The following is a 13,523-nucleotide window of genomic DNA, read 5'->3' as shown; positions in this document are numbered from 1 at the left end:
GGCAAGTGTAGGCTGGCCGAGTCTCAGCTGCTGCGTCAGGACCATGCTCGCTCTGTACGGAAAGCCGACCTCCATCAACGTGCGCAAGGTGCTGTGGCTGTGCGCCGGCCTCGACCTGCCACTCCAACACGAGCCAGAACCACCGGCGGACCTGCTGGCCACGTTGAATCCGAACCGGCAGGTGCCGGTCCTGCGCGATGGCGGCTTCGTGCTGTGGGAATCGAACAGCATCTGCCGCTACCTGGCCGTACGTGCTGGCCGTGATGACCTGCTGCCCGGCACGGCGCAGGGCCGCGCCCGGGTCGAGCAGTGGATGGACTGGCAGGCCAGCGACCTCAACAGCGCCTGGCGGCACGTGTTCATGGCGCGCGTGCGGCGGCACCCGGACTACCCGGACGATGCCCGCGCCGAGGCCAGCCTGGCGCAGTGGAACCACTTGATGGGCGTACTCGACACACAATTGGCCGGTGGCCACTGCCACGTGACGGGCAACGCCTTCACCCTGGCCGACATCGTGCTCGGGCTATCGGCCCAGCGCTGGCGCAGCACGCCCGGCAACAAGCCCGTGCTGCCACACCTCTCGGCGTGGTTCGAACGGCTGCGCGAGCAGCCCGGTTTCGCCACCCACGTCGACAACGGCGTGGCCTGAGGGGAGGTGCCGGCCGCTGTTAGCAGGTGTCGACCTGGGTCGACACGGTGGATCCATGCCATTCGTGGATGAATCTCTGTAGAGCCGAGCCCATGCTCGGCTGAGCGGCGTGCGCTGACGGCAGCCGAGCGTGGGCTCGGTTCTACAGGAAAAACCGGGCCTTACCAGCCTTCCAGCACGATCTTGCCCTTGGCGCGCTGGCTTTCCAGCAGCGCGTGGGCGCGCCGCAGGTTGGCCGCGTCGATGCGCCCGAAGTGCTCGCCCAGGGTGGTCTGCAGCACGCCCGTATCGATCAGCTCGGCCACACGGTTCAACAGGTCGTGCTGGCGCTGCATGTCGGCGGTGCGGTACAGCGGCCGGGTGAACATCGACTCCCAGTGCAGTGACAGTGCCTTGCGCTTGAGCGCCATCACGTCCACCTGGCCCGGGTCATCGATCAGCCCCAGTTGGCCCTGCGGTGCCAGCAGTTCCACGATCTGCGCGTAGTACTGGTCGGAGTGGGTCAGGCTGGCGACATGCTGCACCTCGCTGATGCCGAGCCGCGCCAGTCCCTCGGCCAGCGGCAGGCTGTGGTCGATCACGTGGTGTGCCCCCATTGCGTACGTCCAGTCCTGGGTATCCGGGCGCGAGGCGGTGCCGATCACGGTCAGCCTGGTCAGCTTCCGTGCCAGCTGCACCAGGATCGAACCGACACCACCGGCAGCACCGATCACCAGCAGGGTCTGGCCTTCGCCACCACCCTCCGGGATGCGCAGGCGGTCGAACAGCAGCTCCCAGGCGGTGATTGCAGTCAGTGGCAACGCTGCGGCGGCGGCATCGTCGAGACTGGCCGGCTTGCGCCCGACGCTGCGCTCATCCACCAGCTGGTACTGCGCATTGCTGCCCGGGCGGTCGATGACGCCGGCGTAGTAGACCGCGTCGCCGGGCTGGAACAGGGTCACCTCGCTGCCCACCGCATCAACAATGCCGACCGCATCCCAGCCCAGCACGCGCGGGCCATCGGTGGCCACGCCGCGGCGGACCTTGGTGTCGACCGGGTTCACCGCCACCGCGCGTACCGCCACCCGCAGGTCACGCGGGCCGGGCTGCGGCAGTTCCAGTTCAATATCGATCAGGGCCTGGGCATCATCGATCGGCAGGCCGGCTTGGGTGTAGGCAATGGCGCGCATGGCAGCGGTCCAGTGGGGAAGGAGGCGACAGGTTGCGCCGCACGCGGTCCCTCGGAAAGGCGCAGAATCGGGCAGCACTTTCACTCTGGCGATGAAGATGATCCGCTTCGACGATCTGCAGCTGTTCGTCCGTACTGCCGCACTGGGCAGCTTCTCGCAGGCGGCCCGCGAAGCCGACCTGCTGCCGGGGCAGGTTGCTGCGGCGGTGGCGCGGCTGGAGCGCGAGCTGGACCTGCGCCTGTTCGTGCGCACCACGCGCAGCCTGCGCCTGACCGGCGAGGGGGCGCTGTACCTGCCGTATGCGCAGGAGGTGCTGGCCACCCTGCGCGAGGGCCAGGCGCGCGTGCAGGGCGAAGACGCCGAACTGCACGGCACCCTGCAGCTGTCGGCGCCGTCGGACTTCGGTCGAAATCTGCTGCTGCCCTGGCTGAGCGCCTTTCGCGCCGCGCACCCCCGGCTGCGCCTGCACCTGCGCCTGTCCGACGAAGTGGCCGACGTGTTCCGCGACCCGGTCGACGTGGCCATCCGCATCGGCCACTTCGACGACGCCAACTACGTGGCCCTGCCCCTGCTGGAAGGCAATCGGCGCGTACTCGCGGCGTCGCCCGACTATCTGCAGCGGCGCGGCATGCCCACGCGCCTGGACGATCTGCGCGAGCATGATTGCCTGGTCTACCAGCTCAGTGGCCGCGCCTATGATCGCTGGTCGTTCGAGGTCGACGGGTGCCGCAGCGTGGTTCCGGTGCGCGGCCCGCTGGTCTGCGATGACGCCGATGTGGTGCGGCGCTGGGCGGTGGCCGGCGAAGGCATCACCTACAAATCCTGGCTGGACCTGCGCGAGGATGTGCTCGCAGGGCGCCTGCAGCTGCTGCTCGACGGCATCGGCAGCCACATACCGTTGCAGCTGGTCTGCCCGCACCGCAAACAGTTCTCGCCGGCGGTGCGGCAGCTGCACGCGCAGCTGCGCCAGCACCTGCAACCTCTGCTGTCTGGCATGCCCGAGGGTCCTGCCGGCCCCCTGTCGCCAGTCCCGGCGCTGGCCGACAATGGCGGCCCCCCGTAAGAGAGAACGCCGCCATGCCGTGGATGGGCATCCAGGACCTGTGGACGTTTCTGGTCGCCGTGCTGGTGTTTCTCGCCCTGCCCGGCCCCGGTACCTTCACCCTGCTGACCGCCACCGGCCGTGGTGGCGTGCGCGGCGGTTACACCGCACTGGCCGGCCTGCTGGTCGGCGACCAGATCCTGATGTGGCTCGCGCTGGCCGGCGTGGCCGCGCTGCTCAAGGCCAACCCGCTGGTGTTCCACGCCGTGCAGTACCTCGGTGCGGCCTACCTGGTGTGGGTCGGCATCGGCCTGCTGCGCACGCCGAAGCACGAAGGCGGTGATGCCGGCCCGATCCGCATGCAGCCGGGCCGCTACTTCCAGCAGGCGATCCTGGTCAGCCTGCTCAACCCGAAGGCGATCCTGTTCTACATGGCCTTCCTGCCGTTGTTCATCGATCCCAAGGCACACCAGGGCATCGCCACCTTCGCGGCACTGGCCGGGATCATCCTGGTGGTCAGCATCGCCTACTGCTCGATGCTGATCGGTGTGGGCAACCTGGCCCGTCGCCGGTTGATCCAGCACCCGCGGATCAGCGACGCGCTGCGCCGCGTGGCCGGCCTGTTCCTGGTGGGGTTTGGCATCCGGTTGGGGCTGAACGGATGAACGGGCGGCTGCCGCTGCTCGGCCTGGCCCTGCTGTTCGCCGGCACCGCCTCTGGCGCCACCGTACAGGACCATCGTTGCCTGACCGGCGGTCGCAACGGCAGCATCCACCTGGAATGGCGCTGGCTGGAGGACGGACAGTCCGACGTGCGCTACGCCGGCCAGCGCAAGCGCCTGCCCCTGCGCCGGATCTCGATGCAAACCACGGTGCTGGCCGAAGATCGCCCGTACCAGTTTGACAGCGTCTGGGAAGAGCGCATCGATGGCCGCCTCAACGGCCGCTACCTGTTGAGCACCCAGGGCGCGCTGGTGCTGGATCTGCGATACGAACGCGCCCGCGACGGCCACAGCACGACCTTCCACGACGACCCCGAAGCTTGGCAGGAGGATGGCTGCCATTGGCCGCGATCACCCTGACCCTCGGTTTGCCCTGCCAGCTGGACGATCGTAGGACGAGTTCGATTTGTTGCTCAGATTGTGCTGATTTCGTCATCATTGACGGCGTTCAGCCTCCATCAGCGACGCATCCAACCCGGGTATGACCCCCGTCAGTGGTAATGCTGCGCTGCGTTCGGTCACACTCGGGAACTTGTCGTTTCCAGTCACCCCTTCCGAGGCCTGCATGTCCCTGTTCCGGCGCAAGTCCCTAGATTCCGTCACCGTCCACGAAGCCGGCAGGCGCCTGATCCCGACGCTCAGCTGGCCGCACCTGATCGCGCTGGGCATCGGCGCCATCGTCGGTACCGGCATCTATACGCTGATCGGCGTGGGTGCCAACCTGGCCGGCCCGGCCGTGCTGATCTCCTTCGCCATCGCCGGTGCGGTCTGCGCCTGCGCGGCGCTGTCCTACGCCGAGCTGTCGACGATGATGCCGGCCGCCGGCAGTGCCTACACCTACAGCTACAGCGCACTGGGCGAGGTGTTTGCCTGGGTGGTGGGCTGGAGCCTGATTCTGGAGTACTCGCTGGTGGTGAGTACGGTGGCGGTGGGCTGGTCCGGCTACTTCGTCGGCTTCCTCGAATGGGTCCACACCCAGTTCGGCTGGAACGTACACCTGCCGGCCTGGCTGGCAGCCGGCCCGCATGTGGAAGGCGGAATGATCAACCTGCCGGCGATCATCATCACCTGGCTGGTGGCCGGCATGCTGATGGCCGGCACCAAGGAGAGCGCCACCCTCAATGCCATCCTGGTGGTGTTCAAGCTGATCGCGCTGGCCATCTTCGTGGCCGTGGCCCTGCCCGCCTTCGACAGCGCCAACCTGCAGCCGTTCATGCCGTACGGCTTTGCCAAGTCGATGGGCCCCGATGGCGTCGAGCACGGCGTGATGGCGGCGGCAGCGATCATCTTCTTCGCCTTCTACGGCTTCGATGCAATCTCCACCGCCGCCGAGGAGACCAAGAACCCGGGCCGCGACCTGTCGATCGGCATCATCGGTTCGATGATCGGCTGCACCATCGTCTACGTGCTGGTGGCGCTGGCGGCAGTTGGTGCGATGAGCTACGCGGTGTTCGGCCACAGCGCCGAGCCGCTGGCGCTGATCATGCGCCAGCTGGGCCATCCGACCGCGGCAATGGTGATCGGCGTGATCGCGATCATCGCCCTGCCGACCGTGCTGCTGGCCTTCCTGTACGGCCAGAGCCGCATCTTCTTCGTGATGAGCCGCGATGGCCTGCTGCCGCGTGGCCTGTCCAAGGTCAACGCACGTACCGGCACGCCGGTGGCGACCACGTTGTTCACTGCGGTCGTGGTGTCGGCGCTGGCCGGCGTGGCGCGCCTGGACGAGATCGCCGCACTGGCCAACGCCGGTACCCTTGCCGCGTTCACTGCGGTGGGTGTCTGCCTGGTGGTGCTGCGCCTGCGCGAGCCGAACCGCGAGCGCACCTTCCGCACGCCGCTGGCTTTCGTGGTCGGCCCGCTGGCTGCACTGGGCTGCATCTACCTGTTCATCAGCCTGCCGCACACCACTCAGCTGTACTTCCTGCTGTGGAACGTGGCCGGCCTGGTGTTGTACTTCCTGTACAGCCGCCGCCACGCACTGATCGCGAAGTAACCGGCTCGCCGGTAGTGCCGGCCGCTGGCCGGCACCTCGCATCCTGTCGATACGAGCAATGCCGGCCAGCGGCCGGCACTACCGCAGGGCGCTTCAACCGCCCTGCTTTGCGGCGTAATCCTGCGCCTGGCGCATCACCCGCAGCAGGTTGCCGCCCCAGATGCCGGCAATCTGCTTCTCGGTATAGCCCTTGCGCAGCAGCCACGCGGTGATCTTCGGCAGCTGGCTGACATCGGGCAGGTCACTCAGTCCGCCACCCCCATCCCAGTCCAGGCCGATGCCCACGTGCTCGGGGCCGACCACCGTGAGGATGTGCTCGAAGTGGGCGAAGAAGTCGTCCAGGCTGGCGTGGCGCACCGGGTGCTCGTGGTCCAGCGCCTGCTCGGCCTTCAGTAGCGCAACACCCTGCTCGATGCCCATGCCTTCCCAGCCGCCCAGCTGCTTGCTCAGCGCTTCCTCGGCCTGCTTGCGCTCGGGCGTCTTTGCGGTGTCGATCAGGTAGCCGCCATAGGCGTTCACCTGGATCACGCCGCCGGCCTTGGCCAGCCTGCGCAGCCGCGCGTCGTCAAGATTGCGCGGATGGTCGTAGACCGCCTTGGCCGAGCTGTGCGACAGCACGAACGGCACCGGCATCATCGCCAGCAGATCGTCGAACACCGCATCCGAGGCATGTGACTGGTCGATCACGATGCCCAGCTTGACCGCCTGCCGCACCAGCTCCTTGCCGGCCGGGCTAAGTCCTTTCCATTCCGCGCCCTTGGGATCGGTGGCCGAATCGGCGAACTCGTTGTTGGCGAAGTGCACGGTGCTGAGCAGGCGCAGGCCGGCGCGGTGATAGAACGACAGCAGGCTGGGGTCGGCCGCCAGCGGGCTGGCGTTTTCCATGCTGATGTAGACCACGCGCTTGCCGGCAGCCTTGATCCGCGCTGCGTCATCGGCGGTCAGTGCCAGCGCGAAGCGCTCGGGATTGGCCGCCAGCATCTCGCGGATCTGCATCAATCGCTGCAGCCCATGGTCACGCTCGGCCAGATGCGCGGCGGCGCTGCGGTCGCCCTGATCGGTGTAGATCGCCCAGAAGCCGCCGTCCAGCGCGCCTTCGACCATGCGCGGGTAGTCGACCTGCGAAAGGGCGTTGCGGTCGTGGCGTTGCTCGATGTCGAAACCGCTGCGACCAAAGTTGGCCGGCGTATCCAGGTGGCTGTCGAGGGTGACCAGGCGCTGCTGCAGCGCCTTGGCGCGGGCCAGCTCCTGCGCGCTGAACTCGATGGCGTGGACGGACAGCGGCGCGCACAGCGCCAGGGCGAGCACGACGGACAGGTGGCGCAACGAAGGCATGGGCTCTCACCGGCATGGGGAAGAGCCCGACCATAGCGCCGTGGCCGCGCATTGGGTAGCGCCGGGCCACGCCCCCTGAACAGCGGGGCGCCGTTTTCACGAACGCATCGCAATGCGCGGAAAGCTGACCGCCGGGCAGTGGACATGATTCATGCCCGGCGAACGCAGAAGCCGACCGTCAATCCACCACGCGGCAGAACACGGCCTTGAGGTAACGCGATTCCTGCACGTGGGCCATGAACGGATGGTCCGGACCAGCGCCGGCCACCTTCAGGATCTGGATCGTGCGGCCGGAGAAATAGGCCGCACGGCGCAGCATGTCGAGGAACTGGTCCTCGGCCACCAGGCCGGTGCAGGAGAAGGTGGCGAACAGGCCGCCCGGCTTGACCACGCCCAGCGCCAGCTTGTTCATGTCCAGGTACTTCTTCAGCGCGGTGATGACCTGGTCGCGGTCGCGGGTCATCTTCGCCGGGTCCAGGATCACCACGTCGTACTGCTCACCGCGGTTGGCGGCGTCGCGCAGCCACGGGAAGATGTCGGACTGGATGAACTTCGGACGCACGTTGTTCAGGCGCGAATTGCCCTTGGCGATCTGGATCACGTCCTCGTCGATGTCGATGCCGATCACTTCCGAAGCACCACGCGCCGCCGCGTACACGGCAAAACCGCCGGTGTTGCAGCACAGGTCGAGCACGCTCTTGCCTTCCACCTGCTGGCTCAGCCACTCGCGGTTCTCGCGCTGGTCGGCGAAGAAACCGGTCTTGTGCGCACCGGCCGGGTCGGCGCGGAACTTGATGCCGTACTCGGTGATCACCGACGCTTCGGTGGTGGTGTTGCCGTGGAAGTCGAAGCTTTCCTGCTTCTGCACGTGCTCGTCGGCGAAGCTGTGGAAGCGGCAGCCGGGGAACTGCTCGCGCAGCGCATCGTAGATCCATTCGCGGTGGCGGAACATGCCGGCGGCGAAGAACTCGACCACCACGAGGTCGCCGTAGCGGTCCACCACCAGGCCGGACAGGCCGTCGCCTTCACTGTGCACGACGCGCCAGGCATCGGACACCGTATCGAGCTTCAGCACCTCACGGCGCAGCGACACTGCCTGGGCGATCTTGCGCGAGAACCAGCCGGCGTCCACCGGTACGTTCTGGTCGGTTTCAAGGATGCGCACGGCAATGCGCGAGTGCCCGTTGTAGAACCCGCGGCCAATGAACTCGCCATCGATGCCGACCACGTCGACGATGGAACCGGGCTTGGGCCGGACGGTCGGCTTCTCGACCAGTTTCTGGAAGATCCACGGGTGGCTGGAGCGCCACGCATTCTTAAGGCGGACAATCGGAAGGGGGGTATTCATCCACTCATTGTAAACCGGGCGCCGGGGTCGGATCCCCGCAGGGGCTCTGACCCCGGCAAACCGGCATTTGACGGCGGCGGGGCCAGACGGCAGAATCGGCGCCAGAAGGGGAGTAGCTCCCAGACGTTGTCGCCGTCATTTCGAGCCCGCAGGCTCCGGTGCAACGGCAGTTCCAGCCGACTGGAACTGCGAGCGAGACCTTCGCCGTACTGGCGAAGCTCTGTCCCTGGATCCCCTCCCGATCCTCCGTTGCAGATCCTCGCCGTCCGGCCTGGCATTCATCTTTCCAACGGACATTCCCAATGCAGACGATCGGTAACGTGTGGTTGTGGGGCGGCTTCGCAGCGGTGGTGGTCATCGCCCTGCTGGTCGACCTCGTGTTGATGCGCCATGGTGGACCGCACAAGGTCACCTTCAAGGAGGCCCTGTGGTGGTCCATCGGCTGGGTCGCGCTGGCCCTGCTGTTCAACGCCGGCCTCTGGTACTACCTGAATGAGACCGCCGGCCAGGTCGTGGCCAACAAGGTCGGCCTCGAGTTCCTGACCGGCTACCTGGTCGAGAAGGCGCTGGCGGTCGACAACATCTTTGTCTTCCTGATGATCATGAGCTACTTCGCGGTGCCGGAAGAGCAGCGCCAGAAGGTGCTGATCATCGGCATCCTGGGTGCGATCGTGCTGCGTACGATCATGATCTTCGCTGGTAGCGTGCTGATCAGCCAGTTCCATTGGCTGCTCTACGTGTTCGGTGCCTTCCTGCTGTTCACCGGCTGGAAGATGTGGTTCGCCGCCGGCCAGGAGCCGGACCTGGAGACCAATCCGGCCCTGCGCTGGATGCGCAAGCACCTGCGCCTGCTGCCGGACTACGCCGGCAACGCGCTGAGCGTGAAGCGTGATGGCGTGCGCTGGTTCACCCCGCTGTTCGCGGTGCTGATCCTGATTGCGGTCACCGACGTGATCTTCGCCGTGGACAGCATCCCGGCGATCTTCGCGATCACCACCGACCCGTTCATCGTGCTCACCTCCAACGTGTTCGCGGTGCTGGGCCTGCGCGCGATGTTCTTCCTGCTGGCCGGCATGGCCGACCGCTTCCACCTGCTGCCGTACGGCCTGGCACTGGTGTTGGGCTTCATCGGCATCAAGATGATGATCATCGACCTGTTCAAGATCCCGACCCCGGTGTCGCTGGGCGTGGTCGCGGTGATCATTGCCGCCACCGTGGTGCTGAGCCTGAAGTACCCGCCGAAGGAAGGCGAAGGCCAGGCCTGAGCCTGACCCGTTGAACGGTGCGGCCGGTGGGATTGTCCCGCCGGCCGCCTCCACTCTCCCGTTACGGTGGCCTTGGTTTCGCGCCAGTCACCGCCATTGCTGAGGTATGGACAACAACGCGCCCCTGCCCGCCGACGACGTGCCGGCCCCCCGCAATGATCGCTCGCGCATCCTGCGGGCGTTCAATGTCAGCCTGGCCGCCGTGCTGGTGCTGGTGGCCGTGTTCGCCCTGCAGGGCACGTTCGACTGGCGACCGTGGGCGGTCGCACCGCTGGAAGCCAAGGGCCTGCTCGGCCTGATCGGCGGCCCGATGCTGCATGCCTCGGTCGAGCACATCGCCGCCAACAGCATCGCGATCCTGATCCTCGGCACCCTCGCCGGCAGCGTGTATCCGAAGGCCACCGTACGCGCGCTGCCCCTGCTGTGGCTGGGTTCGGGCCTCGGCGCATGGATGCTGGGCAATCCGGGCAGCGTGCACCTGGGCGCCAGTGGCGTGACCCACGGCCTGATGTTCCTGCTGGCCAGCCTCGGCCTGCTGCGCCGCGACCGTGCGGCGATCGCCACCGGTCTGATCGGCATGCTGTTCTACGGCGGCATGCTGATGACCATCCTGCCGCACGCCGATGGTGTGTCCTGGCAGTCGCACATGGGCGGCGCCTTCGCCGGCATCATCGCCGCGCTGCTGTTCCGCAACGCCGACCCACTGCCGCCGCGCCAGCGCTACAGCTGGGAAGACGAAGAAGACGAGGCTGAGCCGCTGTCCGACGACGAACTGGAGCCGCCGTCACCGCAGCGCGTGCCGGTGCTGTGGCAGCCGCGCGAGGGCCAGGACTACGTGGTGATCCCGTTCCGCCGCCCGGACGAACCGCGCGGTTGAGGTGAGGGTGGTGCCGGCCGCTGGCCGGCAACCTCATGAACCTTCGTTGGCAGTCCTTGCGTTGCCGGCCAGCGGCCGGCACTACCAGGAGAATCAGTTCCCTGCCGCGCCCATCCCATCCACCGCCTGCCGGCCGAGCGCCGGGTCATCGGTGAAGAACGCATCGATGCCCGTCGCCAGGTAAGCCCGCATCTCGGCAATCGATCCCTCGGCATTGCGCGCGCTGTCGGCACCCTTGCGCAGGTTGCTGGGCTGGAAGTGGTTTTCCGGGCGGAAGGTGTACGGAATCACCATCAGGCCAGCGGCGTGCGCGTCACGTACCAGCGAGGTCGGCGTGCCCAGCGCCCCCTTGGCATCCAGTGGAATGATCGAACGCAGCTCGGGGCCGATACCATCGGCGTAGCCGGCAATGTCCTTCAGGCCGGCCGGGGTCATCATCTGCGCATAGGTCAGCGCGCCGCCGGCCTTGACGATGTCGGCCGGCTGGGTATCGCCCTTCCACAGCAGCTGCAGCAGCCGGATGTTGCTGCCCTGGCCGATCCTGCCGCGCAGGTAGCGCAGGTTGGCGGTCTCGAACGACTGGATGGTGACCGGCCCGACATTGGTGTACGCGTTGCCACGCAGTGCGGCCAGCAGCTTGTCTTCCATCGGCAGGCCGATGGACTGGAAGTAGGTCGGGTGCTTGATCTCCGGCACCAGGCCGATGCCGCGGTTGGCACGCCCGGCCTGCTGCACCAGGAAGGCCAGGATCTCGTCCAGGCTGGCGATGCGGAACTGCCCGTCGTAGGCGGTGCTGCGCAGTTCCGGCAGGCGCTCGCGCGCATAGAGGGTCTTCAGCTCGGCCAGGGTGAAGTCTTCGGTGAACCAGCCGTCGACCTTCTGACCATCGATCACCTTGCTGGTGCGGCGGCTGGCGAACTCTGGATGCGAAGCGACGTCGGTGGTGCCGCCGATCTCGTTCTCGTGGCGGGCCACCATCACCCCGTCCTTGGTCATCACCAGGTCCGGTTCGATGTAGTCGGCGCCATCGGCGATCGCCTGCGCGTACGACGCCAGGGTGTGCTCGGGCAGCAGTGCGCTTGCGCCGCGATGACCATAGACCGACACCTTGGGTGCGGCCGGGGTGGAGGATTCAGCACTCATGGCCACCGATGGTGCCACGGCCAGCGACAACAGCAACGCACAACCCCACGACTTCACTGCGACTTCCCCAAGCGGTATGTGATGGCTGTCAGTATGCGGCGGCAATGTGACAGGTGGGGGAAGGGGGGGGGAGCGGATGCCGGCAGGGGCTCCGATCTGACCGCCGCCACTCTTCAAACAATTCTGATTGAAGCGCTGTAAGGCCCGCGACTAGCCTCGAATGACCAAAAGCGGGTTGTCAGGGGCAGATCATGGAACAACCGATGTACATGCCGATCCTCAAATGGCGACAGGGTGAGTATCTCGCGGTGGGTCGTACCAACGAAGGAATCAAGGATGGGATCTATCCTCTGTTCGAGATCCCTATCGAGCAGTGGGACTTCGAGAACGATGCGCCGGCCAAGTCACTCGATGACCACCTGAAGAATGTGGGCAGACGTCTGAGCAGTAACTGGAAGTCGCGCCGCTGCCTGTTTGATTCGCCCTATCTTGCTGGGGACGACACCATGGCGGACGGCCAGCATCATCTGGAGCGGATCTTCGACCTCATTCGCACCGCGGGATGCCAGGCCATTCCCGTTACCGGCATTGACCGGCACGTCGATTACCAACAGGCGGTGGCACGCATTGTCGCACGCGATGATCGTGGCTGCGGATTGCGGCTCGTACCGGATGATCTTGAAGGAGGACGCCTTGCTCGGATCTCCGGGCTGCTGAGACTGTTGGGAGTGGTATCTGGTCAGGTGGATCTGGTCCTCGACAGCTCGGCCGACGTCGCCGACTCACCCACGCTGCAGGCATCGACTTGGCAGGCATGGATTGCGGCGGTTCCGGATCTGGCCGACTGGAGATCAATCACCATCGTAGGAGGCAGTTTTCCTGCCAGTCTGAGCCCCTCTTCGAGCTATCGCCCACATGGCGATGTGAATCGCCGGGAATGGCGCGCGTACACGCGGCTAGCCGGCATGCATTCTGGACGGATGCCGTGGTTTGGTGACTATGGCTGCGCTTCCCCGCAGACGGAACTGATGGATCCGCGCCTGTTCGACCCCAACGCCAAGATCAAGTACACGATCGATGATCAGTGGCGGATTGTTGTGGGTACCCAGATCAAGCGCAATGGCCGCGACCAGTACCGTGATCTGTGCAGGCACCTGGTCTCCGATCTGCCGGTGGTCTTCATGGGGCGCGGCTACAGCTGGGGCGATGCGTACATCGAAGACTGCGCAAACAGTGTCACCAGTACCGGGGGAAGCTCGACCTGGCCAACGGTGGCGACCAACCACCATATGACTAAGGTTGTTCGCGACCTCGCCAGTCTGACCGGCGCTTCAACTGTTCCCTGACCAGCGCACGGATTTCCGCAAGACTGTAGAGCTCCGACAGACGTTCACATAGCGCTGCGCGGTTGCCGCGCAGCGCTGATCTTTCCGGCGTCCGCCTGCCGATCAGAGCAGAAATTTCATCGCGCCAGAGCAGTGCTGCGACGGCCGTCGCGCTCACTGATGGATTGAGTTTTGCAGGCCGCACTAGTTCTAGCCTCACTGCGTTGCGCGCTCCACGTGATGCCAGCCTGATCCCCCACCAAGCAGGCAACGTCTCCAATGCATGGTCCAGGTGGCGCTGACCCACCACGATCGTCGCCTTGTCGAGGACATCGGAGTAGAACTGCTGCTGCAACGGGAGTCTCCGCAGCGTGTCGACATCACTCTTGATCTCGTAGCCGTGCAGGTGGCCATTGATGACACATACATCGACACGGCAGGCGCCGCGCGCAAGCCCCATTTCCTCCACCACAAGCGTGTTTGGATTTGCGACATGCTCAGCAATGACCTTGCCCAGCAGAGCTGATCGCACGTCACTGTCGGTAATCGGGTTCATGGCGGGATGATATCAAGGAGGTGTCGCGCACAGGTTTGAAACCCATTGCCGCCAGTCATGGGCAAGCTAGACGATCAGAGCGTCTTCGGGGATGTGACCC

The 13,523-nt window shown here is 66.0% G+C and carries 13 protein-coding genes; 8 read left to right on the top strand and 5 right to left on the bottom strand.

Annotated features, from left to right (window positions below; translation table 11 throughout):
• The first annotated feature begins 43 nt into the window (after window positions 1–43).
• Entirely contained in the window at window positions 44–649 is a 606-nt protein-coding gene (locus tag AC5P8U_RS13415; RefSeq protein ID WP_072168761.1) for a glutathione S-transferase family protein, read from the top strand.
• Between the two features lie 161 nt (window positions 650–810).
• Here the strand turns inward: AC5P8U_RS13415 and AC5P8U_RS13410 are convergent, their stop codons facing one another.
• Window positions 811–1,818: a zinc-binding alcohol dehydrogenase family protein gene (locus AC5P8U_RS13410; protein WP_065186609.1), complete on the bottom strand. Its 1,008-nt coding sequence runs from the start codon at window positions 1,816–1,818 to the stop codon at window positions 811–813.
• Window positions 1,819–1,909: 91 nt separating this feature from the next.
• Here AC5P8U_RS13410 and AC5P8U_RS13405 point away from each other — a divergent pair, with 91 nt between their 5' ends.
• From AC5P8U_RS13405 to AC5P8U_RS13390, 4 genes are all read left to right on the top strand, one after another.
• Window positions 1,910–2,881 (top strand): LysR family transcriptional regulator, encoded by a 972-nt coding sequence (locus tag AC5P8U_RS13405; RefSeq protein WP_447905331.1) that lies wholly within the window; start codon window positions 1,910–1,912, stop codon window positions 2,879–2,881.
• Between the two features lie 14 nt (window positions 2,882–2,895).
• A complete protein-coding gene (gene leuE / locus AC5P8U_RS13400) occupies window positions 2,896–3,525 on the top strand; it encodes a leucine efflux protein LeuE (protein WP_049417162.1) in 630 nt (209 codons plus the stop codon).
• The gene (locus AC5P8U_RS13395) at window positions 3,522–3,941 is read left to right on the top strand and encodes a hypothetical protein (RefSeq protein ID WP_065197166.1); all 420 of its coding nucleotides are present in this window, start codon (window positions 3,522–3,524) and stop codon (window positions 3,939–3,941) included. Before leuE ends, AC5P8U_RS13395 begins: the two co-directional genes overlap by 4 nt.
• A 205-nt stretch (window positions 3,942–4,146) precedes the next feature.
• Entirely contained in the window at window positions 4,147–5,574 is a 1,428-nt protein-coding gene (locus tag AC5P8U_RS13390) for an amino acid permease (RefSeq protein ID WP_252745429.1), read from the top strand.
• Window positions 5,575–5,667: 93 nt separating this feature from the next.
• Here AC5P8U_RS13390 and AC5P8U_RS13385 read toward each other — a convergent pair whose 3' ends face one another.
• Window positions 5,668–6,909 carry a dipeptidase gene (locus tag AC5P8U_RS13385; protein WP_495214187.1) on the bottom strand — a complete coding sequence of 414 codons (1,242 nt, stop codon included), beginning with the start codon at window positions 6,907–6,909 and terminating at the stop codon, window positions 5,668–5,670.
• A gap of 178 nt (window positions 6,910–7,087) precedes the next feature.
• Window positions 7,088–8,257: a class I SAM-dependent rRNA methyltransferase gene (locus AC5P8U_RS13380; RefSeq protein ID WP_072168763.1), complete on the bottom strand. Its 1,170-nt coding sequence runs from the start codon at window positions 8,255–8,257 to the stop codon at window positions 7,088–7,090.
• Window positions 8,258–8,559: 302 nt separating this feature from the next.
• Between AC5P8U_RS13380 and AC5P8U_RS13375 the strand changes: the two genes are divergently transcribed.
• Window positions 8,560–9,522: a TerC family protein gene (locus AC5P8U_RS13375; protein ID WP_010487446.1), complete on the top strand. Its 963-nt coding sequence runs from the start codon at window positions 8,560–8,562 to the stop codon at window positions 9,520–9,522.
• Window positions 9,523–9,628: 106 nt separating this feature from the next.
• Window positions 9,629–10,399 (top strand): rhomboid family intramembrane serine protease, encoded by a 771-nt coding sequence (locus AC5P8U_RS13370; protein WP_065179045.1) that lies wholly within the window; start codon window positions 9,629–9,631, stop codon window positions 10,397–10,399.
• A 93-nt stretch (window positions 10,400–10,492) separates the two neighbouring features.
• Here AC5P8U_RS13370 and AC5P8U_RS13365 read toward each other — a convergent pair whose 3' ends face one another.
• A complete protein-coding gene (locus AC5P8U_RS13365; protein ID WP_447905334.1) occupies window positions 10,493–11,599 on the bottom strand; it encodes a glycerophosphodiester phosphodiesterase in 1,107 nt (368 codons plus the stop codon).
• 206 nt (window positions 11,600–11,805) lie between these two features.
• Between AC5P8U_RS13365 and AC5P8U_RS13360 the strand changes: the two genes are divergently transcribed.
• Entirely contained in the window at window positions 11,806–12,888 is a 1,083-nt protein-coding gene (locus AC5P8U_RS13360; protein WP_495214184.1) for a beta family protein, read from the top strand.
• Here AC5P8U_RS13360 and AC5P8U_RS13355 read toward each other — a convergent pair.
• Window positions 12,836–13,423 carry a sce7726 family protein gene (locus AC5P8U_RS13355; protein ID WP_072168766.1) on the bottom strand — a complete coding sequence of 196 codons (588 nt, stop codon included), beginning with the start codon at window positions 13,421–13,423 and terminating at the stop codon, window positions 12,836–12,838. The genes AC5P8U_RS13360 and AC5P8U_RS13355 overlap by 53 nt on opposite strands.
• Window positions 13,424–13,523 lie beyond the last annotated feature (100 nt).

Source organism: Stenotrophomonas sp. YJH_SMC_81 (assembly GCF_059370875.1).
Note: the sequence above shows the minus strand (reverse complement) of the source record. Positions and strands in the feature narration are given on the sequence as shown.

What these genes read in the sequence shown, in the direction of transcription:
- AC5P8U_RS13380 (WP_072168763.1), bottom strand. Translation starts at nt 8,257, where the DNA reads ATGAATACCCCCCTTCCGATTGTCCGCCTTAAGAATGCGTGGCGCTCC.
- AC5P8U_RS13395 (WP_065197166.1), top strand. Translation starts at nt 3,522, where the DNA reads ATGAACGGGCGGCTGCCGCTGCTCGGCCTGGCCCTGCTGTTCGCCGGC.
- leuE (WP_049417162.1), top strand. Translation starts at nt 2,896, where the DNA reads ATGCCGTGGATGGGCATCCAGGACCTGTGGACGTTTCTGGTCGCCGTG.
- AC5P8U_RS13360 (WP_495214184.1), top strand. Translation starts at nt 11,806, where the DNA reads ATGTACATGCCGATCCTCAAATGGCGACAGGGTGAGTATCTCGCGGTG.
- AC5P8U_RS13410 (WP_065186609.1), bottom strand. Translation starts at nt 1,818, where the DNA reads ATGCGCGCCATTGCCTACACCCAAGCCGGCCTGCCGATCGATGATGCC.
- AC5P8U_RS13375 (WP_010487446.1), top strand. Translation starts at nt 8,560, where the DNA reads ATGCAGACGATCGGTAACGTGTGGTTGTGGGGCGGCTTCGCAGCGGTG.
- AC5P8U_RS13390 (WP_252745429.1), top strand. Translation starts at nt 4,147, where the DNA reads ATGTCCCTGTTCCGGCGCAAGTCCCTAGATTCCGTCACCGTCCACGAA.
- AC5P8U_RS13405 (WP_447905331.1), top strand. Translation starts at nt 1,910, where the DNA reads ATGAAGATGATCCGCTTCGACGATCTGCAGCTGTTCGTCCGTACTGCC.
- AC5P8U_RS13355 (WP_072168766.1), bottom strand. Translation starts at nt 13,423, where the DNA reads ATGAACCCGATTACCGACAGTGACGTGCGATCAGCTCTGCTGGGCAAG.
- AC5P8U_RS13415 (WP_072168761.1), top strand. Translation starts at nt 44, where the DNA reads ATGCTCGCTCTGTACGGAAAGCCGACCTCCATCAACGTGCGCAAGGTG.
- AC5P8U_RS13370 (WP_065179045.1), top strand. Translation starts at nt 9,629, where the DNA reads ATGGACAACAACGCGCCCCTGCCCGCCGACGACGTGCCGGCCCCCCGC.
- AC5P8U_RS13385 (WP_495214187.1), bottom strand. Translation starts at nt 6,909, where the DNA reads ATGCCTTCGTTGCGCCACCTGTCCGTCGTGCTCGCCCTGGCGCTGTGC.